We start from the raw sequence: 18,231 nt of genomic DNA on the forward strand, positions 1-18,231 counted from the left end.
GTTTTCCCGGATATTTCATGATGATGCATAAAAACACCTATCAGGAGCGTTTCTTAAAATCTAATCTCCCATTTGATGCATTTATTCATCAATATACCTTTTTTTTGTAGAACAAATGATGCAAATTTAGAACAATACCTTTTTTGCGCAAGCAGTATCGGCGCTTTCGGTACGTGCGGTAATCCATTTCCGGCACAGGAGAAAAAAACTCAAAAATGGACGGAAAACGAATGAAGGCGAGGGAATACACTAAAATGATGGCACAGATTGTGCTCTTTAGGGACAACAAACAGGGGCAACACCAAAGCATCCCAAGGAGCATTCATGAAAACCACAGAACAGATTGAACACGATAAAAACCTTCGCCGCGTCGTCGTTTCCTCACTCGTAGGGGCCGTTATAGAGTGGTATGACTTCTTCCTGTACGGCGTTGTCGCGGGGCTTATCTTCAATCATCTTTATTTCCCCGAATTTGACGACCGTATCGGAACCATGCTGGCATTCGCCACCTTCGCGGTGGGTTTTGTGGCCCGGCCTTTGGGCGGCCTCGTGTTTGGGCATTTCGGCGACAAAATCGGCCGCAAAAAGGTGTTGGTGCTTACCCTGATGATCATGGGGACGGGAACCGTAGCCATCGGGTGTATCCCTTCCTATGCCAGCATCGGGATTTGGGCTCCGATCCTGCTCATTTTGTGCCGTGTTGCGCAAGGCCTCGGACTCGGCGGCGAATGGGGCGGCGCCGTGCTGATGTCTTTCGAGTCGGCTCCCGCGCACAAGCGCGCTTTTTATGCCAGCCTGCCGCAGATAGGGCTTTCCCTCGGCCTGCTGCTGGCTTCCGGCGTCATCGGCTTTTTCTCCGCGGTGCTTTCCAACGAATCCTTCATCAGTTGGGGGTGGCGCATCGCATTCATTATGAGCGCCGGGCTGCTGTTCGTCGGTTCCTATATCCGTTCCTCCGTGCATGAAACCAAGGACTTCTCGGAAGCCAAGGCCAAGATGCCGGAAGTGAAGTACCCCCTGCTCGACGCCTTCAAGCGTTACCCCAAGATGATGGTGGCCTGTATGGGTGCCCGTCTCATCGACGGCGTGGCCTTCAACACTTTTGCGGTGTTCTCCTTGAGCTACCTGACCCAGACCCGCGGGCTTGAGCGTTCCTCCGCGCTCGCGGTGGTCATGATCGCCTCTGTGGTCATGTCTTTCTTCATCCCCTTCTGGGGCTATGTCGCCGACCGTATCGGCAAGGCCCGCGTGTTCGGTTTTTGCGCCCTGCTGCTCGGCATCCTTGGTTTCCCGGCTTTCTGGGTGTTCCATAATTATTCCGACAACTATCTTTACGTCTGCCTCGCTCTGGCCCTGCCGTTCGGCGTGGTGTACGCCGCCGTGTTCGGGACCATGTCGAGCCTTTTCTCCGACAGCTTCGATCCCTCCGTCCGCTATTCCGCCATTTCCTTCGTCTATCAGTTCTCAGGCATTTTCGCCGCGGGCCTGACGCCGATGGTGGCGACCATGCTCGTGGCTTGGGATGGCGGCGAGCCTTGGTATCTCTGCGCCTATCTGGGCTCCGCTGGCATCATCAGCGCGGCCTGCACCCTGTGGATCCGTCACCTCAACAGAAAGGGCTTTCCTCCTGCCTCTTCCGTTGAGGATGAATCCCCCGTTTCGGAACCGCTTATGGAAGGCGAATCCGCCTAGCAGGGCAGGGAAATGGGTATGGAATCGGGGAGGGAGATCCTTCTGAGGAAGGTTGTTCTCCTCCCCTCCCCGAACTCCACCCTTTCTTAAAAAATGGGGCGGCCAGCCGCTCCCTCTCAAATAAAAAGGCATACGGAGCAGCGACGGCGCGGGAGGGGATCCCCGCAGCATCCGTTCTCCGTTTTCTCCCTAAGGGGAAGGCCTGTCCGCAGTATGCGGGCCCGCCCCGAAAAGGGGCCTTTAGAAAGCCGTTCACCGGCCATTCTCAGGACACAAGAAAAGCCCCCGGAATATTGCCGGGGGCTTTTCTTGCTTCGAGCACTATCCATAAAAAGATACAGAATCCACCTTTCAAGCCATTCAGCCTGCAATGAGGCAACCACTTTTTTTCTATACAACGGAATTCCTGCATCGGTTTGGGCTTCGCCTCGAAGACGGCGCCTTTTCTCCATACAAAAGAACTCCTGCCGTACAGCCTCCCCACCAGTCGAAGTTTTTGCGGGAGGGGGTTCGGGGGAGGGCGCTTTTTTCAAAAAGCGTCCTCCCCCGATTTTCTCCCCACTACTCCTTCGCGGCCTCAGCGCGGGCGGCCTTGAGCGCGGCGTTCTGCTGGCTGCGGGCCTGCGCCAGGGCACTGCGGCGCTGGCGTGCGGCTTCGCGCAGATCGGCGACGGCATCGGTCTCGTCGACAATCTCCCGGCCAAGCATCTCTTCAAGCACGTCTTCGAGGGATACCACGCCCGCCAATCCCCCATATTCGTCCAGCACGATGAAAAGATGGAGCCGCGACTCCAGAAATTCCAAAAGCAGCTTGTCCACCGTCTGGTTTTCAAGGACGAAGCGGACGGGCTGCATGATTTCAAACAGCGTCTTTTCACCCTGCCCCTGAGAAACATAGCGCCCGATGTCCTTGCGGAGCACGATGCCGACGATGTCCTCGTTGTCGTCGCCATAGACGGGGATACGGCTGTAGTGCCAGATCTGGGGGTGGTTGTAGGCTTCCTTGATCGAAACGCTTTCCTGGAGGGAAAAAACCATCGTGCGCGGGGTCATGATCTCGCGCACATGTTTGACATCCAGCGAGAGGATGTTCCTGATGGCGTTTTCCTCGTACTGCTGGATGCGGCCGGTCTGGCGGGAGAGGCTGGTGATCGCCCGGATGTCGTCCTCAGTGGCGGAGGGGCCGCTTTGGGGCGGGGCCACGAGGCGCGTCAACATGCTCGAAAACCAGATGAACGGCTTGAAGACGATGACCATGAGCTGGAGCGGCCGGGCCATGCAGCCGGCAACGCCGCAGGCATGGGCCACGCCGAGCGTCTTGGGGAGGATTTCACCGAACGCAAGGATGAGGACGGTCAGCCCCGCCGCGAACAATGCCGTGCTGTCCGCGCCGAGCACGTTGGCGGCGACGGCGCCCGCTATGGCGGCCCCGGCCGTGTTCGCCACCGTATTGAGCGTGAGGACGGCGGCGATGGGCTGATCAATGTGGGAACGGAGCTGGTAGAGTATCTCGCCCGTAGTGGCCCCCTGCTTGCGCAGGTTTTCGATATAGGTCCAGGGGACGGAGTAGAGGGCCGCTTCGGTCATGGAGCAGATCGCGGAAATCAGCACCACGAGAAAGACGGTGAGCAGCAGAGTGATCATGAGCGGGACCTTGCCGGGCCACCGGCCCGCGCGGTTGAAAGGGATATGGCTTATGGAAGTGTAGCCTTGACGGGGGCGGAAAGCAATGCCCTTGTTCGGCGGAAGGGGCGGCGGAACGCACGGTCCGGGGCGCGGGAACCGTTCCGAAATGTTTTCCGAAAAGAGAAAAAAACGGAGAAGCGGCTGAAACGGGCAAGAAAACCCTTGACGCTCCAGACTTCTTTGTATAGATATGCGTTTCCCCACTTGATGTGGGTCATCCCTGTGCGGCAGGGAAGGGTGGATGCACTGTCCATCCTGCTATGTCGGTCGTCAGGCCGACTTTGACATTTGCAGGCGTCACTGATTGCCGAAAGGATGTCAAGAGCCGTTAGAGCTGCGGGAATCCCTCACGGATCCCAGCTGTAAAGGTCTTGTTAAGGGGCGAGAGCCCTTAGGTGACCCTGCGGGACTACCTGTCTTATTGGATGTTCATCCAATACAGGCCAGGCTGGCGAAACATGGGTTGACTTCATTATGGAAATGGAGAGCATCGGAGTGACGCCGGAATGGCCGTCCCTCCTCGTCCCAATCTCCCGCGTACATAATTGAAGTCTGCACGTAACCAAAAGGTTCGTGGCGACCCCATAGCCGCCGTCTGGTCTTTGCCAGGGTTGGCCGAAGCGTTCACGTACATACGCTTTGGAACCGGCCTTTTCAAAGGTCGGCTGCTGTGTGGAGGTTCGGTTCGTTTCGTTGCTCTTTATGAACGATACCGGACAATTGTTGCCAGATAACGGAGTAGACGCAATGACGACAGTGAGCAGTGATCGTATCCGCATCAAGCTCAAGGCTTACGATTACCGCATCCTTGACAAGGCTGTGGCGGAAATCGTCGATACGGCTCGGAATACGGGCGCGGGCGTGGCAGGGCCAATTCCTCTGCCCACCAATATCAATAAATTCACCGTGAACCGCTCTGTGCATGTGAACAAGAAGTCCCGTGAACAGTTTGAAATGCGGATCCATAAGCGGCTTATGGACATCCTGGAACCCACGCAGCAGACCGTGGACGCCCTCGGCAAGCTCAGCCTGCCTGCGGGTGTGGATGTGGAAATCAAGCTTTAGCGAGGAATGTCATGGCTGAGAAAATGGGAATTCTGGGTCGCAAGCTTGGCATGACCCGCATCTTCGCTGGAGACGGTTCTGCCGTGGCCGTGACGGTTGTTCAGGCTGGCCCTTGCCCTGTCACCCAGGTCAAGACCGCTGAAAACGACGGCTACGACGCTTTGCAGATCGCCTTCGAAGAAGCCAAGGAAAAGCATGTGACCAAGCCTATGAAGGGTCACTTTGCCAAAGCCGGAACGGCTCTTTACCGCAAGGTCCGCGAAATCCGCCTCGACGGCCCGGCCACTTATGAAGTGGGCGCCGTGCTGACCGCGGACGTGTTCGCCGCCGGCGACAAGATTAAAGTAACTGGTACGAGCCTCGGTAAGGGGTACCAGGGCGTCATGCGCCGCTGGAACTTCAAGGGCTCCAAGGACACGCACGGTTGTGAAAAGGTGCATCGTTCCGGTGGTTCCATCGGTAACAACACCTTCCCCGGTCACGTGTTCAAGGGCAGAAAAATGGCGGGCCACTGGGGTGCCGAACAGGTTACCGTGCAGGGCCTTGAAATCGTGGACGTGCGGGCGGAAGACAACGTCATCCTCATCCGCGGTTCCGTGCCCGGCCCCAAAAACGGCCTCGTTCTGGTGCGTAAGCAGTAGGTAGGGAGAGAAACAATGGCTGTCGTGAAAGTATACGATCAGGACAAGACGGAACAGGGCGAACTCACCCTGGCTCCCGAAGTGTTCGAGGTCGCTGTGAGGCCGGAGATTCTCCACCTCGTGGTGCGGGCTCAGCTCGCTGCCAAGCGTGCGGGCACTCACTCGACCAAGACCCGGGCGATGGTTTCCGGCGGCGGCGTGAAGCCGTGGCGCCAGAAGGGCACCGGCCGCGCCCGCGCCGGTTCCAACCGTTCCCCCGTGTGGCGTGGCGGCGCGATCCTCTTCGGACCCCAGCCCCGCAAGTACGATTTTAAGGTGAACAAGAAGATCCGCAAGCTGGCCCTGCGCATGGCGCTCTCTTCGCGCCTCGCCGGTGAAAACCTGCTCGTGGTCAAGGGCTTTGACCTGCCCGAAGCGAAGACCAAGGTGTTCGCCAAGATCGCAGGCAATCTGGGCCTTTCCAAGGCTCTCATCATCGCTCCCGAAGAATCGCGCAATCTTGTGCTTTCTTCCCGGAACCTGCCCGGCATCACCCTGACCACCCCGGATCAGCTCAGTGTGTACGAGATCCTGAAGCACAAGCAGCTCGTGCTTCTGGAAGGCGCCGTGGAACCCGTTGAAACGCGGCTGAAATAAGAGGTTGGCCATGGATCATACGCAGATTCTCTTGCGGCCCGTGGTGACCGAAAAGGCGACCTTCCTGCGCGACGGCGCGAATCAGGTTGCTTTCTTCGTCCACCCCGACGCCAACAAGATTGAGATCAAGAAGGCCGTGGAAACCGCCTTCAATGTGAAAGTGACTGACGTGAACGTGGTTACCCGTAAGCCCACGGAACGCGTGCGGAACCGCAAGGTAAGCCGCGTCCCCGGATGGCGCAAGGCCTATGTGACCCTCGCGTCCGGTGAAAAGATCGAGTTCTTTGAGGGAGTGTAAACATGGCTGTGCGCAAGCTGAAACCCACCTCGGCGGGCCGTCGCTTCCAGACGGTTTCCGACTTTGAGGAAATCACCAGAACCACGCCTGAGAAATCCCTTACGGAAGGTCTCACGAAAAAGGCTGGTCGTAACAACCATGGTCGTGTCACCAGCCGCCGCCGCGGCGGTGGCGTGAAGCGCCTGTATCGCATCATCGACTTCAAGCGCAACAAGCTCGATATCCCGGCCACCGTCGCCCATATCGAGTACGACCCGAACCGTACCGCCCGCATCGCGCTGCTGCACTATGCCGACGGTGAAAAACGCTATATCCTTGCACCCTTGGGCGTGAAGCAGGGCGACGTGATCGTGTCCGGCGAAAAGGCCGACATCAAGCCCGGCAACGCGCTTCCCATGGCCCGCATCCCTGTGGGCACGGTGCTGCACAATATCGAACTGAACCCCGGTCGCGGCGGTCAGTTCTGCCGCGCCGCTGGCACCTATGCCCAGCTCGTGGCCAAGGAAGGCAAGTACGCCCTGTTGCGTATGCCCTCCGGTGAAGTCCGCAAGGTGCTGGCCACCTGCCTCGCCACCATCGGCCAGGTCGGCAACATCCAGCATGAGAACATCTCCCTGGGCAAGGCTGGCCGTAATCGCTGGCTCGGTCGTCGTCCCAAGGTTCGCGGCGTGGCCATGAACCCGGTCGACCATCCGCTCGGCGGTGGTGAAGGCAGAAGCTCCGGCGGCCGTCACCCCGTTTCCCCGTGGGGTATGCCCACCAAGGGCTACAAGACCCGCGATAAGAAGAAGCCCTCGTCGCGTCTCATCGTTAAGCGCCGCGGCCAGAAGTAGGAGCTGTTATGCCCAGATCACTGAAAAAAGGTCCCTTTGTGGACGACCATCTGATGAAAAAGGTGGAAACGGCCGTCGAAACCAACGACCGCCGTGTGGTGAAGACCTGGTCGCGCCGGTCCACCGTCCTGCCCGAAATGGTGGGGATCACCTTCGCCGTGCACAACGGCAAGAAGTTCCTGCCCGTTTTCGTCACCGAAAACATGGTGGGACACAAGCTTGGGGAATTCGCGCCGACGCGCACCTTCCACGGCCATGCCGCCGACAAGAAGACCAAGGCCAAGAAATAACGGGTGCCAATCATGGAATCGAAAGCTACTGCCAAATTCGTGCGCGTTGCTCCGCGCAAGACCAGGCTGGTCGCCCGCAACGTGAAGGGTATGCCTGTCGAGGCTGCCATGAACCTGCTGCGCTTCACGCCTAACAAGCCCGCCGGCGTTATTCTCGGTGTGGTCCGTTCGGCCCTCGCCAACGCGGAACACAACGCCAGCATGGACGTGGATGCTCTGGTCGTTAAGGAAATTCTGGTGAACGAAGGCCCCACCTGGAAGCGGTTCATGCCGCGCGCCCAGGGCCGCGCCACCAACATCCACAAGCGTACCAGTCACATTACCGTGATACTCGCAGAAGGGCAGGAATAAGTCATGGGTCAGAAAGTTCATCCGTACGGATTCCGGCTTGGGTATAACAAGAACTGGCAGTCCCGCTGGTTCAGCAAGAAAGACTACCCTGCCTTTGTGTATGAAGACCACGAAGTCCGCAAGTATGTGAAGAAGCTCCTCTACAGCGCCGGCATCTCCAAGATCGAGATCGAACGCGCCGGGGGCAAGATCCGCCTCATCCTTTCCACCGCCCGCCCCGGCATCGTCATCGGCCGCAAAGGTGTGGAAATTGAAAAGCTTCGCAATGACTTGCGCGCCAAGTTCGGACGCGAGTTCTCTCTTGAAGTGAACGAAATCCGCCGTCCTGAAGTGGATTCCCAGCTGGTGGCCGAAAACATCGCCCAGCAGCTCGAACGCCGCGTCGCTTTCCGTCGCGCCATGAAGCGCACGGTGACGATGGCCCGCAAGTTTGGTGCCGAAGGCATCAAGGTGACCTGCTCCGGCCGTCTCGCCGGTGCGGAAATCGCCCGTACCGAATGGTACCGCGACGGCCGCGTGCCGTTGCAGACCCTGCGTGCCGACATCGATTACGGCTTCGCCGAAGCGCGTACCACGTACGGCATCATCGGCGTCAAGGCGTGGATCTACAAAGGTGAAATCCTTGACAAAGAGGTTGAAAGGTAATGCTCGCTCCCAAAAGAGTTAAATTCCGCAAGTGGCAGAAAGGCCGCCTGCGTGGTCCCGCCCTCCGCGGTGCCACCATCGCCTTCGGCGATATCGGTTTGAAGACTGTGGAGCACGGAAAGCTGACCAACCAGCAGATTGAAGCCGCCCGTATCGCCATGATGCGCCACATCAAGCGCGGCGGGAAAGTGTGGATCCGCGTGTTCCCCGACCATCCGATCACCGCGAAGCCTCTCGAAACCCGTCAGGGTTCCGGTAAGGGCGCCCCGGTGGGCTGGTGCGCTCCGGTCAAGCCCGGCCGCATCCTGTACGAAATCAAGGGCGTCAGCATCGAGCTGGCCAAGGAAGCCCTCACCCGCGCCGCGCACAAGCTGCCGGTCAAGACAGTGATTGTGGTGAGAGAGGGTCTGTAGTATGAAAGCAAAAGAACTGAAAGAACTCGGCGTGGAAGAGCTCAAGGCCAAACTCGCCGAACAGCGGCAGGAACTTTTTAATCTGCGCTTCCAACATACGACCGCTCAGCTGGAAAAGACCTCGTCCATTCCCGCCGCCCGGAAGAACATCGCGCGGATTCTGACCGTCCTGAAGGAAAAGGAATAGCACCATGTCTCAAGCCATGGAAAACCGCAAGGGCCGCATGCTTATCGGTACCGTGGTCAGCGACAAGAACGACAAGACCATCGTCGTTCGCGTTGAGACCCTGGTGAAGCATCCGCTCCTGAAGAAGTTCGTGCGTCGCCGCAAGAAGTTTACCGCTCATGATCCCATGAACGAATGCGGCATCGGTGATAAAGTGAAAATCGTGGAATTCCGTCCCATGAGCCGCAACAAGCGCTGGCATCTGGTGACCATCCTCGAAAAGGCCGTGTAGGAGTTACGTCATGATCCAGGTTGAATCCACGCTTCAGGTTGCCGATAACTCCGGCGCCAAGAAAGTGGCCTGCATCAAGGTGCTGGGCGGCTCTCATCGGCGTTACGCCACCGTGGGCGATATCATCATGGTTGCCGTCAAGGAAGCCATCCCCCACAGCAAGGTGAAGAAGGGCGACGTGATGCAGGCCGTAATCGTGCGCACCGCGAAAGAAGTGCGCCGCATTGACGGTTCCTACATCAAGTTTGACTCCAATGCCGCCGTGCTGCTTTCCAAGCAGGGCGAACCCGTGGGTACCCGCATCTTCGGACCCGTGGCCCGTGAACTGCGTGCCAAGAACTTCATGAAGATCGTGTCCCTCGCGCCTGAGGTTCTGTAGGAGTCATTGCCATGAAACAGTTTCGTATCCGCAAGGATGACAAAGTTATGGTCATCGCCGGCAAGGATCAGGGCAAGATCGGCAAGGTCTTGAAGGTCCTTCACAAGCATGACTCTGTTGTGGTGGAAAAGGTCAACGTGGCCAAGCGCCATGTGAAGCCCAACCCCTATCGGCGCGAGCCCGGCGGGATCGTGGACAAGGAAATGCCCATCCACGTCTCCAACCTCATGGTCGTGTGCCCCGCCTGCGCCGCTCCCACCCGCGTGGGCTACCGCTACGCGGAGGACGGCAAGAAAATCCGCTTCTGCAAGAAGTGCAACGAAACGCTGTAGGTGAACCACCATGACCCGTCTTGAAAACGTGTACCGCGAGAAAGTGGTCCCGGTATTGCAGAAGGAGTTTGCGTACAGCTCTCCCATGCAGATTCCCGGGATTGTCAAAATTTCGCTGAACATCGGCCTCGGTTCTGCCAGCCAGAACAACAAGCTGATGGAAGAGGCCATGAACGAACTGTCCGCCATCGCCGGGCAGAAGGCCGTGATGACCCGCGCCAAGAAGTCCATCGCCGCGTTCAAGCTGCGTGAAGGCATGCCCATCGGTTGCCGCGTGACGCTCCGCAAGGAACGTATGTGGGACTTCCTGGACAAGCTCATGAACTTCGCCCTGCCCCGCGTGCGCGACTTCCGCGGCATCCCGGATCGTGGCTTCGACGGCCGTGGCAACTTCACCCTCGGGATCAAGGAACATGCGATCTTCCCTGAAATGGAAGCCGACCGCATCGAAAACCCGAAGGGCATGAATATTACCATCGTGACCACCGCCACCACGGACAAGGAAGGCAAGTTCCTGCTCGAACAGCTGGGCATGCCTTTCAGAAAGTAAGGAGTTAGGATAGTGTCGCGTACTTCTCTTGAAGTAAAGGCCGCCCGGAAACCCAAGTTTTCCAGCCGCGCCTACAACCGCTGCCCCATCTGCGGCAGACCCCACGCTTACATGCGTAAGTTTGGACTGTGCCGTATCTGCTTCCGCAATATGGCCCTCCGCGGGGATCTTCCCGGCGTTCGCAAGTCCAGCTGGTAACCGTGAAAGGGTATAAGGAGACCATTCGATGATGACTGATCCTATTGCAGATATGCTGACGCGTATCCGCAACGCGCACTTGGCCCTGCACAAGGAAGTGAGTGTGCCGAGCTCGAAGATGAAGGAAGCCATTGCTGCCATCCTCAAGCAGGAAGGGTACGTCGATGACGTAACCGTGGAAGACCGCAACATCAACATCCAGTTGAAGTACTTCAAGGGCAAACCCGCCATTGAAGGCCTGAAGCGGATGAGCAAGCCCGGCCGCCGGGTGTATGTGGGCGCCCACGAAATCCCCCGCGTGCAGAACGGCCTCGGCATCTGCATCCTGTCCACTTCGCACGGGGTGCTCGCTGGCGACAAGGCTCACCAGATGAAGGTGGGCGGCGAACTTTTGTGTGAAATCTGGTAGGCGGGTGTAGCATGTCGAGAATCGGAAAACTGCCCATCGCCATTCCCTCCGGTGTCGAGGTGAAGGTCGGGGCTGATGTCGTTGAAGTAAAGGGAGCGAAGGCTGCGCTCACCACCCCGGTGTGCGACCTTCTTTCCTATGAAGTGGCCGACGGCCACGTCACGCTGACCCGCAAGGCCGAAACGCGCGAAGCCCGCGCTCAGCACGGCCTGCGCCGCACCCTCCTTGCCAACTGCATCGAGGGCGTGACCAAAGGGTTCTCCAAGACCCTCGAAGTCATCGGCGTCGGTTACCGCGTCGCTGTGAAAGGTAATGTGATTGAACTTCAGGTGGGCTTCTCCCACCCTGTTCTCGTGGAACTGCCTGCTGGACTGTCCGCGAAGGCCGAAGGTCAGAAGCTCACCATCATGGGCGCTGACAAGGTCCTCGTGGGCGAAATGGCCGCTCGCATTCGCCGCATCCGCAAGCCTGAACCCTATAAGGGCAAGGGCATCAAGTACGAAACCGAAACCATCCTGCGCAAGGCCGGCAAGTCCGGCGGCAAGGGTAAATAATCGGGGCGCGCTATGAGCACTATGACCAAGAATGAAGCCAGACAGCGCAGAAAGATCCGCATCCGCAAAAAGATTTCCGGTACGGCCGAACGGCCTCGCCTGGTGATCTTCCGCTCCAACCTGCATATGTATGCGCAGGTCGTGGACGACCTCACCGGCGCCACGCTTGCCGCTACCTCCACCTTGGCTCTCTCCAAGGGCGGGGAAAAGGTCGGCTGCAACAAGGCCGGCGCTGAAGCGGTGGGTAAGGAAATTGCCCGTCTGGCCAAGGAGAAGAGCATCGAAAAGGTGGTCTTCGACCGTAACGGATATCTCTACCACGGCAAGATCAAGGCCGTGGCCGATGGCGCCCGCGAAGGCGGCCTCGAGTTCTAACCCGGAGAGGATAGCACTGTCATGGAACAGAATGAACTGGGTTTCATCGAGAAGATCGTCTCCCTGAACCGGGTTGCCAAAGTCGTGAAAGGCGGTCGTCGCTTCAGCTTCAGCGCCCTGATGGTCGTTGGCGACGGTAACGGGAACGTAGGATTCGGCCTCGGCAAGGCTCAGGAAGTCCCTGAAGCCCTGCGCAAGGCTACGGAACACGCTCGCAAGAACATGGTGAAGGTGCCCCTGATCGAAGGGACCCTCCCCTATGAAATCCTTGGCGAGTTCGGCGCTGGCCGCGTCATGCTCAAGCCCGCCTCCCGCGGTACCGGCATCATCGCCGGTGGCGCCGTGCGCGCTGTCATGGAAGCGGCCGGGGTGAACGATGTGCTTGCGAAGGCCATCGGGACCAACAACCCCCACAACGTGCTGCGGGCCACCATGGCCGGCCTCGCTGCCCTGCGCAGCGCGGAAGCCGTGAGCGAAATCCGCGGCATGAAACTGGAAGCCCCCAGGAAGTAGCGCCATGTCTGAAATTACGATTAAAGTCGTTAAGAGCCGCATCGGCTGCACGCCCAACCAGAAGAAGGTTCTGGACGCGCTCGGGCTGCGCCGCCGCGAAATGGTTAAGACCTTTCCGGATAACCCTGCCGTCCGCGGCATGATCGCCAAGGTGTCCCACCTGGTTGTTGAGGTTGCCAAAGCATGAATCTGAACGAACTCTATCCCTTCGCGGAAGATCGCAAGTCCCGCAAGCGCGTGGGCCGCGGTTCCGGTTCCGGCTTGGGATGTACGTCCGGCAAGGGTAACAAGGGCCAGAACGCCCGCTCCGGCGGCGGCGTCCGTCCCGGCTTTGAAGGCGGCCAGATGCCCCTTCAGCGCCGCCTGCCCAAGCGTGGTTTCAAGAACTACCTCTTCAAGGTCGAATACGAAGTGATCAACCTCGCTCGCCTCGTGGCCGCCTTTGAAGGCAAAAGCGAAATCTCCCTTGATGACATCTATGATCGCGGCCTCTGCCCCTTCGGCGCTCCGGTGAAAATCCTGGGCGAAGGGGACGTTTCCGCCGCCATCAAGGTGGAAGCGCACAAGTTCAGCCAGTCCGCTGCGGAGAAGATCCGCGCCGCTGGCGGTGAAGTCAAAGAACTGGAAGTGAAAGGGTAGGTGACTCGTGGCTCTTGGTGGTGCGGATAACCTTGCCCGTTCGCCTGAACTGCGTACAAAGCTGCTCTGGACGCTGGGCCTTCTCTGCGCGTACCGGATCGGGGTGCATATCCCGGTTCCGGGCGTCGACGGGGGGGCCCTCGCCCACTTCTTTGAAAGCGTGGCAGGCACCCTGTTTGGTCTGTTCGACATGTTCTCCGGCGGCGGCCTGCGGAATGTTTCCGTGTTCGCCCTCGGCATCATGCCGTACATTTCGGCCTCAATCATCCTTCAACTCCTGCAGGTGGTCAGCCCCGAGCTGAAGCGCATGGCCAAGGAAGAGGGTGCGGCAGGTCGCCGTAAAATCACCCAGTACACGCGCTACAGCACGGTTCTTATCACCATCATTCAGGGCTTCGGCATTGCCGTGGGCCTCGAAACCATGTACAGCCCCGGCGGGCTTCCCGTCGTCCTCGAACCGGGCTGGACTTTCCGCATCATGACCATGCTGACCCTGACCGCTGGCACCGTGCTCATCATGTGGCTCGGCGAACAGATTACGGAAAAGGGCATTGGCAACGGTATTTCCCTGATCATCTTCTCAGGTATCGTTGTGGGCATTCCCGGTGCGTTGGTGAAGTCCTTCCAGCTCATCAAGCTGGGCGACATGAGCCTGTTCATCGCCCTTGCCCTCGTGATCTTGATGGTTGCGGTGCTCGTCGGCGTCGTCTTCATGGAACGCGCCCAGCGGCGTATTCCCATCCAGTACGCCAAGCGCCAGGTCGGGCGGAAGATGTACGGCGGGCAGTCCACGCACTTGCCGCTGCGCGTGAATACGGCCGGGGTTATCCCGCCCATTTTCGCGTCGAGCTTGTTGCTGTTCCCGGCCACGATGGCGAACTTCGACATCGCGGATTGGCTGAAAACGGCGGCTTCGTGGTTTACGCCTTCTTCCATCCTGTATAATGTGATCTTCATCGCCCTGATTTTCTTCTTCTGCTTCTTCTATACGGCCATCATCTTTGATCCGAAGGATGTCGCCGAGAACCTGAAGAAGGCCGGCGGCTTCATCCCCGGCATCCGTCCCGGTGAGAAGACGCAGGAATATCTGGACGCTGTCCTGTCTCGCCTGACCCTTTGGGGCGGCGTGTATATCTCGGTTATTTCAGTGCTTCCCATGCTCCTCATTGCGGAGTTCAACGTGCCGTTCTATTTCGGCGGCACAAGCATCCTCATCCTTGTGGGTGTCGCAATGGACTTCATGTCGCAGATCGAGTCCCATCTCATCTCGCGCCAGTATGAAGGGCTGATGGGCAAGACCCGAATGAAGGGGCGGAGCTGATCGTGAAGAAGTACCGCGGCGTTTTCCTCAAAAACGAGAGGGAAATAGGCCTTCTGCGCGAAGCGAACAGAATGGTCGCGATGATTTTGGACGAGTTGGGCAGGCAGGTTCGCCCCGGCCTCCCGACCATGTACTTTGAAGAAATCGTCCAAAAGATGTGTCGCGAATTCAAGGTGAAGCCCGCGTTCCAGGGCATGTACGGTTTTCCGTACGGCCTGTGCTGCTCGGTGAACGAAGTCATCGTGCACGGGTTCCCTTCCGAAGACGTCATCCTCAAAGAAGGCGACATCGTCAGCTTTGACGTGGGGACTGTCTACGAGGGGTTCTATGGGGACGCGGCCCGTACCTTCGCCGTGGGGGAGGTTTCCCCTGAGGCGGCCCGCTTGCTGCGGGTGACGGAAGAAAGTCTCGCCTTGGCTGTGGCCGAAGCGAGATCCGGTAATGAACTCAACGACATCGCTGGCGCTGTGCAAAAGCACGCCGAAGGTGCCGGGTTCCATGTGGTAAGGCGTTTTGTTGGGCACGGCATCGGTTCGACGTTGCACGAAAAGCCCGAAGTTCCCAACTACGTTGTAACCACGAAACCGGCGTTGCCGCTTAAGACCGGCATGGTGCTGTGTATTGAGCCCATGATCACGGTGGGAACACCGGAAGTGGAGATTCTGGACGACAAGTGGTCGGCGGTGACCCGAGACAGGAGCCTCGCCGCCCATTTTGAGCATTGTGTGGCTATCCTTCCGGGTGGACCCCAGATACTGGACCTTCCTTGAAGAAAACCATGTCGTGCATTGACAGCATGTAAAAAAAGAGCTAAGGCTTCCTGTTCCGGCAGTATTTTGCACTGCCGAGGAAACCTGTGGAGAGACTTGTCATGAAAGTCAGGCCATCCGTAAAAAAGATTTGCCCGAAGTGCAAAGTCATCCGGCGTAAGGGCGTACTCAGGGTTATCTGCGAAAATCCCCGGCACAAGCAGCGCCAGGGCTAGCCTTCAGGAGAAAGACTGTGGCCAGAATAGCTGGTGTTGACCTGCCCAGAGGCAAGCGCGCGGACATCGCGTTGACTTACATCTACGGCATCGGCCGTGTAACGGCCTTGAAAATTCTTGACGCTTCGGGCGTCAACTGGACTCGCGGCATCGACGATCTCACCGCTGAAGAACTGAACGAAGTCCGTAAGGAACTCGAACAGAACTATAAAGTGGAAGGCGACCTGCGCCGCGAAATTTCGATGAACATCAAGCGTCTCATGGACATCGGCTGCTACCGTGGCCTGCGTCACCGCAAGGGCCTGCCCGTTCATGGACAGCGTACCCACACCAACGCCCGTACCCGCAAGGGCCCCCGCCGTGGTGCTGTAGGTAAGAAGAAGTAAAGGAACCTTCCGGCATGACCAGCTTCCGTTTCGGGGGCTGACTATGCGAAACGTTCACTGATACGACCGGATACGCCCGGTTACGGAAGCAAATCATGGCTAGACCAAAACGCGTTGCCAAGAAAAGAGAAAAGAAGAACGTGCCCCTTGGTGTGGCTCACATCCAGGCCTCGTTCAATAATACCATCATCACTTTTACCGATACTCGCGGAAACACCGTGAGCTGGGCGAGTGCCGGACAGAGCGGGTTCAAGGGTTCCCGCAAGTCCACGCCCTTTGCCGCGCAGGTTGCCGCCGAACAGGCTGCCCGCAAGGCTCAGGACAACGGCATGCGCACTGTGGGTGTCTACGTGAAGGGGCCGGGCTCCGGTCGTGAAGCCGCCATGCGCGCCATCAACGCCGCCGGCTTCAAGGTCGCCTTCATCCGTGACGTCACCCCCATTCCCCACAACGGCTGCCGCCCGCCGAAACGGCGTCGCGTCTAGTCGCGCTCACAGGAGGACACCGCCTTGGCCAAATATAATGATGCCAAATGTCGTTTGTGCCGTCGTGAAGGCACGAAGCTCTTGTTGAAGGGCGACCGTTGCTTCACCGACAAGTGCGCCTTTGACCGCCGCCCCTATGCGCCCGGTCAGCATGGCCGCGCCCGTAAAAAACTGAGCGACTACGCCGTCCAGCTGCGTGAAAAGCAGAAGGTGCGTCGCGTTTATGGCGTTCTGGAAAAGCAGTTCCACGGTTATTTCGTCCGCGCCGATATGGCGAAGGGCGTGACCGGCGCGAACCTGCTCGCCTTCCTCGAACGCCGCCTGGACAACGTCGTGTATCGCCTCGGCTTTGCCAACTCCCGGACTCAGGCCCGCCAGTTGGTTCGCCACGGCGTCTTTACGCTGAACGGTCATAAGGTCACCATTCCTTCCCTTCAGGTGAAGGTTGGCGACAGCGTTGAAGTTCCCGAAAAGAGCAGAACCATCCCCGTTCTCGCCGAAGCTCAGGAAGCCGTGGCCCGTCGCGGCTGCCCCTCCTGGCTGGAAGTGGACGCTCCCAACTTCAAGGGTATTGTGAAAGCACTGCCGCAGCGCGACGACATTCAGTTCCCCATCAACGAGCACCTCATCGTCGAGCTCTACTCCAAATAAGCGGGGGCTTACATGCTCTTCAGACAAGGCAACAGGCTTATCAATTCACGCAACTGGGCCAAACTCGTTCGGCCGGAACAGATTGTGTGCGACAGCGATCCCAACGATACCATGTACGGGAAGTTCACCTACGAACCTCTCGAACGCGGTTATGGGGTCACCATCGGCAATGCCTTGCGTCGGGTACTGCTTTCGTCCCTTCAGGGCGCAGCCTTCGTGGCTGTGAAGATCTCCGGCGTGCAGCATGAGTTTACCACCATCCCCGGAGTGCTGGAAGATATTACGGATGTCATCCTGAATATCAAACAGGTTCGTCTGGGTATGACGACTGACGAGCCCCAGCATCTGACGCTTTCCGTGTCGAAGAAAGGCCCGGTGACAGCCGCGGATATCATGACCAACGCCAATGTGGAAGTCTTGAACCCGGAACTGCACATCGCGACCCTCACCGAAGACATGGAGCTCAGCATGGAGTTCGAGGTGCGCATGGGTAAGGGCTATGTGCCCGCTGATATGCACGAAGGTCTTCCTGACACGATCGGGCTTATCAAGCTGGACGCGAGCTTCTCTCCCGTGCGTAAGGTGGCGTATACCGTGGAACAGGCCCGCGTGGGCCAGATGACAAACTACGACAAGCTGATTCTTGAAGTATGGACGGACGGTTCCGTCCTTCCCGAAGACGCTATTGCGTATAGCGCCAAGATTATTAAGGATCAGATTTCGGTCTTCATCAGTTTCGATGAACGTATCTCCGGCGAAAGCGGAGGGGAAGGCGGCGGCAGCACCGACATCAACGATAACCTCTTTAAGGGGATCGATGAGCTGGAGCTGTCCGTGCGGGCGACCAACTGCCTGCGCAGCGCCAATATCGCCACAGTCGGCGAACTGGTGCAGCGGCCCGAAGCCGAAATGCTGAAGACGAAGAACTTTGGGAAGAAGTCCCTTGACGAAATCAAGGCCGTGCTCGAAAGCATGGGGCTGGATTTCGGCATGAAGATCGACAACTTCGAGAAGAAATATCAGGAATGGAAGAGGAAACAACACCATGAGGCATAGCAATTCCGGCAAAAAGCTCGGCAGAACGCCTTCGCATCGCAAGGCTCTGTTCCGCAACATGGCTTCCGCAATGATCACGTATGGCAAGATCCGCACGACGGAAGTGAAGGCCAAAGAACTGCGCCGGGTGGTGGAACCTCTGATCACCTTGGCTCTTCGCAACGATCTGCACTCCCGCCGTCTGGCTTATGAAACCTTGAACGACCACAAGCTCGTGCAGCGTCTTTTTGACGTGGTCGCTCCCATGTTCGCCGGCGTCCCCGGCGGCTACACCCGGATCACCAAACTGGCGCTTCCCCGTAAGGGCGACTGTGCTCCTATGGCGATCCTCGAATTCACCCGTCAGCCTGAAGCTGCGGCTGAAAAGAACTAAGTCCGGCTCACACCGGC

General features: G+C 58.4%; 31 protein-coding genes. 30 read left to right on the forward strand and 1 reads right to left on the reverse strand.

Annotated elements, in window-relative coordinates:
* Window positions 1–324 precede the first annotated feature (324 nt).
* Window positions 325–1,692 carry an MFS transporter gene (locus AC6I1V_RS10925; protein ID WP_302551291.1) on the forward strand — a complete coding sequence of 456 codons (1,368 nt, stop codon included), beginning with the start codon at window positions 325–327 and terminating at the stop codon, window positions 1,690–1,692.
* 561 nt (window positions 1,693–2,253) lie between these two features.
* Here AC6I1V_RS10925 and AC6I1V_RS10930 read toward each other — a convergent pair.
* Window positions 2,254–3,336, reverse strand: a complete 1,083-nt coding sequence (locus AC6I1V_RS10930; protein WP_308770527.1) for a hemolysin family protein — start codon at window positions 3,334–3,336, stop codon at window positions 2,254–2,256.
* A 789-nt stretch (window positions 3,337–4,125) separates the two neighbouring features.
* Here AC6I1V_RS10930 and rpsJ point away from each other — a divergent pair.
* The 29 genes from rpsJ (at window position 4,126) to rplQ (ending at window position 18,214) form a co-directional block, all read left to right on the forward strand.
* A complete protein-coding gene (gene rpsJ, locus AC6I1V_RS10935) occupies window positions 4,126–4,443 on the forward strand; it encodes a 30S ribosomal protein S10 (protein WP_302982870.1) in 318 nt (105 codons plus the stop codon).
* An 11-nt stretch (window positions 4,444–4,454) separates the two neighbouring features.
* A complete protein-coding gene (rplC, locus tag AC6I1V_RS10940; RefSeq protein ID WP_302551289.1) occupies window positions 4,455–5,084 on the forward strand; it encodes a 50S ribosomal protein L3 in 630 nt (209 codons plus the stop codon).
* Between the two features lie 15 nt (window positions 5,085–5,099).
* On the forward strand, window positions 5,100–5,720 hold the full coding sequence (rplD, locus tag AC6I1V_RS10945; protein WP_302551288.1) for a 50S ribosomal protein L4: 621 nt from the start codon (window positions 5,100–5,102) through the stop codon (window positions 5,718–5,720).
* A gap of 10 nt (window positions 5,721–5,730) precedes the next feature.
* Complete coding sequence (gene rplW, locus AC6I1V_RS10950) at window positions 5,731–6,018, forward strand: 50S ribosomal protein L23 (protein WP_005027822.1); 288 nt, start codon at window positions 5,731–5,733, stop codon at window positions 6,016–6,018.
* A 2-nt stretch (window positions 6,019–6,020) separates the two neighbouring features.
* Window positions 6,021–6,851, forward strand: a complete 831-nt coding sequence (gene rplB / locus AC6I1V_RS10955; RefSeq protein ID WP_005027821.1) for a 50S ribosomal protein L2 — start codon at window positions 6,021–6,023, stop codon at window positions 6,849–6,851.
* Between the two features lie 8 nt (window positions 6,852–6,859).
* Window positions 6,860–7,141 carry a 30S ribosomal protein S19 gene (gene rpsS, locus AC6I1V_RS10960; protein ID WP_005027819.1) on the forward strand — a complete coding sequence of 94 codons (282 nt, stop codon included), beginning with the start codon at window positions 6,860–6,862 and terminating at the stop codon, window positions 7,139–7,141.
* 12 nt (window positions 7,142–7,153) lie between these two features.
* Entirely contained in the window at window positions 7,154–7,492 is a 339-nt protein-coding gene (gene rplV, locus AC6I1V_RS10965; protein ID WP_294512106.1) for a 50S ribosomal protein L22, read from the forward strand.
* 3 nt (window positions 7,493–7,495) lie between these two features.
* On the forward strand, window positions 7,496–8,137 hold the full coding sequence (gene rpsC, locus AC6I1V_RS10970) for a 30S ribosomal protein S3 (protein WP_005027817.1): 642 nt from the start codon (window positions 7,496–7,498) through the stop codon (window positions 8,135–8,137).
* Window positions 8,137–8,550 carry a 50S ribosomal protein L16 gene (gene rplP / locus AC6I1V_RS10975; protein WP_302551287.1) on the forward strand — a complete coding sequence of 138 codons (414 nt, stop codon included), beginning with the start codon at window positions 8,137–8,139 and terminating at the stop codon, window positions 8,548–8,550. Before rpsC ends, rplP begins: the two co-directional genes overlap by 1 nt.
* A 1-nt stretch (window position 8,551) precedes the next feature.
* A complete protein-coding gene (gene rpmC / locus AC6I1V_RS10980) occupies window positions 8,552–8,737 on the forward strand; it encodes a 50S ribosomal protein L29 (protein WP_005027815.1) in 186 nt (61 codons plus the stop codon).
* 4 nt (window positions 8,738–8,741) lie between these two features.
* Entirely contained in the window at window positions 8,742–9,008 is a 267-nt protein-coding gene (gene rpsQ, locus AC6I1V_RS10985; RefSeq protein WP_005027813.1) for a 30S ribosomal protein S17, read from the forward strand.
* A 10-nt stretch (window positions 9,009–9,018) separates the two neighbouring features.
* On the forward strand, window positions 9,019–9,387 hold the full coding sequence (gene rplN / locus AC6I1V_RS10990) for a 50S ribosomal protein L14 (protein WP_302551286.1): 369 nt from the start codon (window positions 9,019–9,021) through the stop codon (window positions 9,385–9,387).
* Window positions 9,388–9,398: 11 nt separating this feature from the next.
* A complete protein-coding gene (rplX, locus tag AC6I1V_RS10995) occupies window positions 9,399–9,719 on the forward strand; it encodes a 50S ribosomal protein L24 (protein WP_005027811.1) in 321 nt (106 codons plus the stop codon).
* A gap of 10 nt (window positions 9,720–9,729) precedes the next feature.
* Window positions 9,730–10,269, forward strand: a complete 540-nt coding sequence (gene rplE, locus AC6I1V_RS11000) for a 50S ribosomal protein L5 (protein WP_302551285.1) — start codon at window positions 9,730–9,732, stop codon at window positions 10,267–10,269.
* A 12-nt stretch (window positions 10,270–10,281) separates the two neighbouring features.
* Entirely contained in the window at window positions 10,282–10,467 is a 186-nt protein-coding gene (locus AC6I1V_RS11005) for a type Z 30S ribosomal protein S14 (RefSeq protein ID WP_005027809.1), read from the forward strand.
* A gap of 28 nt (window positions 10,468–10,495) precedes the next feature.
* The gene (gene rpsH / locus AC6I1V_RS11010) at window positions 10,496–10,876 is read left to right on the forward strand and encodes a 30S ribosomal protein S8 (RefSeq protein ID WP_005027808.1); all 381 of its coding nucleotides are present in this window, start codon (window positions 10,496–10,498) and stop codon (window positions 10,874–10,876) included.
* An 11-nt stretch (window positions 10,877–10,887) separates the two neighbouring features.
* Window positions 10,888–11,430 carry a 50S ribosomal protein L6 gene (rplF, locus tag AC6I1V_RS11015; protein ID WP_302551284.1) on the forward strand — a complete coding sequence of 181 codons (543 nt, stop codon included), beginning with the start codon at window positions 10,888–10,890 and terminating at the stop codon, window positions 11,428–11,430.
* Between the two features lie 12 nt (window positions 11,431–11,442).
* A complete protein-coding gene (gene rplR / locus AC6I1V_RS11020) occupies window positions 11,443–11,805 on the forward strand; it encodes a 50S ribosomal protein L18 (RefSeq protein ID WP_308770528.1) in 363 nt (120 codons plus the stop codon).
* A 21-nt stretch (window positions 11,806–11,826) separates the two neighbouring features.
* Window positions 11,827–12,318, forward strand: a complete 492-nt coding sequence (gene rpsE, locus AC6I1V_RS11025) for a 30S ribosomal protein S5 (protein WP_302551282.1) — start codon at window positions 11,827–11,829, stop codon at window positions 12,316–12,318.
* A 4-nt stretch (window positions 12,319–12,322) separates the two neighbouring features.
* The gene (gene rpmD / locus AC6I1V_RS11030) at window positions 12,323–12,505 is read left to right on the forward strand and encodes a 50S ribosomal protein L30 (protein ID WP_302551281.1); all 183 of its coding nucleotides are present in this window, start codon (window positions 12,323–12,325) and stop codon (window positions 12,503–12,505) included.
* A complete protein-coding gene (gene rplO / locus AC6I1V_RS11035; protein ID WP_302551280.1) occupies window positions 12,502–12,957 on the forward strand; it encodes a 50S ribosomal protein L15 in 456 nt (151 codons plus the stop codon). The genes rpmD and rplO overlap by 4 nt, the downstream gene beginning before the upstream one ends.
* A 7-nt stretch (window positions 12,958–12,964) precedes the next feature.
* Entirely contained in the window at window positions 12,965–14,278 is a 1,314-nt protein-coding gene (secY, locus tag AC6I1V_RS11040) for a preprotein translocase subunit SecY (RefSeq protein ID WP_302551279.1), read from the forward strand.
* Window positions 14,279–14,280: 2 nt separating this feature from the next.
* Window positions 14,281–15,048, forward strand: coding sequence for a type I methionyl aminopeptidase (gene map / locus AC6I1V_RS11045; protein ID WP_308770529.1), 768 nt, complete (start codon window positions 14,281–14,283; stop codon window positions 15,046–15,048).
* A 101-nt stretch (window positions 15,049–15,149) separates the two neighbouring features.
* Window positions 15,150–15,263: a 50S ribosomal protein L36 gene (gene rpmJ / locus AC6I1V_RS11050; protein WP_005027799.1), complete on the forward strand. Its 114-nt coding sequence runs from the start codon at window positions 15,150–15,152 to the stop codon at window positions 15,261–15,263.
* Between the two features lie 17 nt (window positions 15,264–15,280).
* The gene (rpsM, locus tag AC6I1V_RS11055) at window positions 15,281–15,649 is read left to right on the forward strand and encodes a 30S ribosomal protein S13 (protein WP_294512053.1); all 369 of its coding nucleotides are present in this window, start codon (window positions 15,281–15,283) and stop codon (window positions 15,647–15,649) included.
* Between the two features lie 95 nt (window positions 15,650–15,744).
* Window positions 15,745–16,134: a 30S ribosomal protein S11 gene (gene rpsK / locus AC6I1V_RS11060; RefSeq protein ID WP_302551277.1), complete on the forward strand. Its 390-nt coding sequence runs from the start codon at window positions 15,745–15,747 to the stop codon at window positions 16,132–16,134.
* A gap of 24 nt (window positions 16,135–16,158) precedes the next feature.
* Window positions 16,159–16,785: a 30S ribosomal protein S4 gene (gene rpsD, locus AC6I1V_RS11065; RefSeq protein ID WP_302551276.1), complete on the forward strand. Its 627-nt coding sequence runs from the start codon at window positions 16,159–16,161 to the stop codon at window positions 16,783–16,785.
* Window positions 16,786–16,797: 12 nt separating this feature from the next.
* Window positions 16,798–17,841 (forward strand): DNA-directed RNA polymerase subunit alpha, encoded by a 1,044-nt coding sequence (locus AC6I1V_RS11070; RefSeq protein ID WP_302551275.1) that lies wholly within the window; start codon window positions 16,798–16,800, stop codon window positions 17,839–17,841.
* Window positions 17,831–18,214, forward strand: a complete 384-nt coding sequence (rplQ, locus tag AC6I1V_RS11075; RefSeq protein WP_302551274.1) for a 50S ribosomal protein L17 — start codon at window positions 17,831–17,833, stop codon at window positions 18,212–18,214. Before AC6I1V_RS11070 ends, rplQ begins: the two co-directional genes overlap by 11 nt.
* The last annotated feature ends 17 nt before the right edge of the window (window positions 18,215–18,231 follow it).

It is taken from the genome of Bilophila sp. T19-St14, from assembly GCF_059728385.1.

Coding starts and splice junctions, on each gene's coding strand:
- AC6I1V_RS10925 (WP_302551291.1), top strand. CDS start 325: ATGAAAACCACAGAACAGATTGAACACGATAAAAACCTTCGCCGCGTC.
- AC6I1V_RS10930 (WP_308770527.1), bottom strand. CDS start 3,336: ATGATCACTCTGCTGCTCACCGTCTTTCTCGTGGTGCTGATTTCCGCG.
- rpsJ (WP_302982870.1), top strand. CDS start 4,126: ATGACGACAGTGAGCAGTGATCGTATCCGCATCAAGCTCAAGGCTTAC.
- rplC (WP_302551289.1), top strand. CDS start 4,455: ATGGCTGAGAAAATGGGAATTCTGGGTCGCAAGCTTGGCATGACCCGC.
- rplD (WP_302551288.1), top strand. CDS start 5,100: ATGGCTGTCGTGAAAGTATACGATCAGGACAAGACGGAACAGGGCGAA.
- rplW (WP_005027822.1), top strand. CDS start 5,731: ATGGATCATACGCAGATTCTCTTGCGGCCCGTGGTGACCGAAAAGGCG.
- rplB (WP_005027821.1), top strand. CDS start 6,021: ATGGCTGTGCGCAAGCTGAAACCCACCTCGGCGGGCCGTCGCTTCCAG.
- rpsS (WP_005027819.1), top strand. CDS start 6,860: ATGCCCAGATCACTGAAAAAAGGTCCCTTTGTGGACGACCATCTGATG.
- rplV (WP_294512106.1), top strand. CDS start 7,154: ATGGAATCGAAAGCTACTGCCAAATTCGTGCGCGTTGCTCCGCGCAAG.
- rpsC (WP_005027817.1), top strand. CDS start 7,496: ATGGGTCAGAAAGTTCATCCGTACGGATTCCGGCTTGGGTATAACAAG.
- rplP (WP_302551287.1), top strand. CDS start 8,137: ATGCTCGCTCCCAAAAGAGTTAAATTCCGCAAGTGGCAGAAAGGCCGC.
- rpmC (WP_005027815.1), top strand. CDS start 8,552: ATGAAAGCAAAAGAACTGAAAGAACTCGGCGTGGAAGAGCTCAAGGCC.
- rpsQ (WP_005027813.1), top strand. CDS start 8,742: ATGTCTCAAGCCATGGAAAACCGCAAGGGCCGCATGCTTATCGGTACC.
- rplN (WP_302551286.1), top strand. CDS start 9,019: ATGATCCAGGTTGAATCCACGCTTCAGGTTGCCGATAACTCCGGCGCC.
- rplX (WP_005027811.1), top strand. CDS start 9,399: ATGAAACAGTTTCGTATCCGCAAGGATGACAAAGTTATGGTCATCGCC.
- rplE (WP_302551285.1), top strand. CDS start 9,730: ATGACCCGTCTTGAAAACGTGTACCGCGAGAAAGTGGTCCCGGTATTG.
- rpsH (WP_005027808.1), top strand. CDS start 10,496: ATGATGACTGATCCTATTGCAGATATGCTGACGCGTATCCGCAACGCG.
- rplF (WP_302551284.1), top strand. CDS start 10,888: ATGTCGAGAATCGGAAAACTGCCCATCGCCATTCCCTCCGGTGTCGAG.
- rplR (WP_308770528.1), top strand. CDS start 11,443: ATGAGCACTATGACCAAGAATGAAGCCAGACAGCGCAGAAAGATCCGC.
- rpsE (WP_302551282.1), top strand. CDS start 11,827: ATGGAACAGAATGAACTGGGTTTCATCGAGAAGATCGTCTCCCTGAAC.
- rpmD (WP_302551281.1), top strand. CDS start 12,323: ATGTCTGAAATTACGATTAAAGTCGTTAAGAGCCGCATCGGCTGCACG.
- rplO (WP_302551280.1), top strand. CDS start 12,502: ATGAATCTGAACGAACTCTATCCCTTCGCGGAAGATCGCAAGTCCCGC.
- rpmJ (WP_005027799.1), top strand. CDS start 15,150: ATGAAAGTCAGGCCATCCGTAAAAAAGATTTGCCCGAAGTGCAAAGTC.
- rpsK (WP_302551277.1), top strand. CDS start 15,745: ATGGCTAGACCAAAACGCGTTGCCAAGAAAAGAGAAAAGAAGAACGTG.
- AC6I1V_RS11070 (WP_302551275.1), top strand. CDS start 16,798: ATGCTCTTCAGACAAGGCAACAGGCTTATCAATTCACGCAACTGGGCC.
- rplQ (WP_302551274.1), top strand. CDS start 17,831: ATGAGGCATAGCAATTCCGGCAAAAAGCTCGGCAGAACGCCTTCGCAT.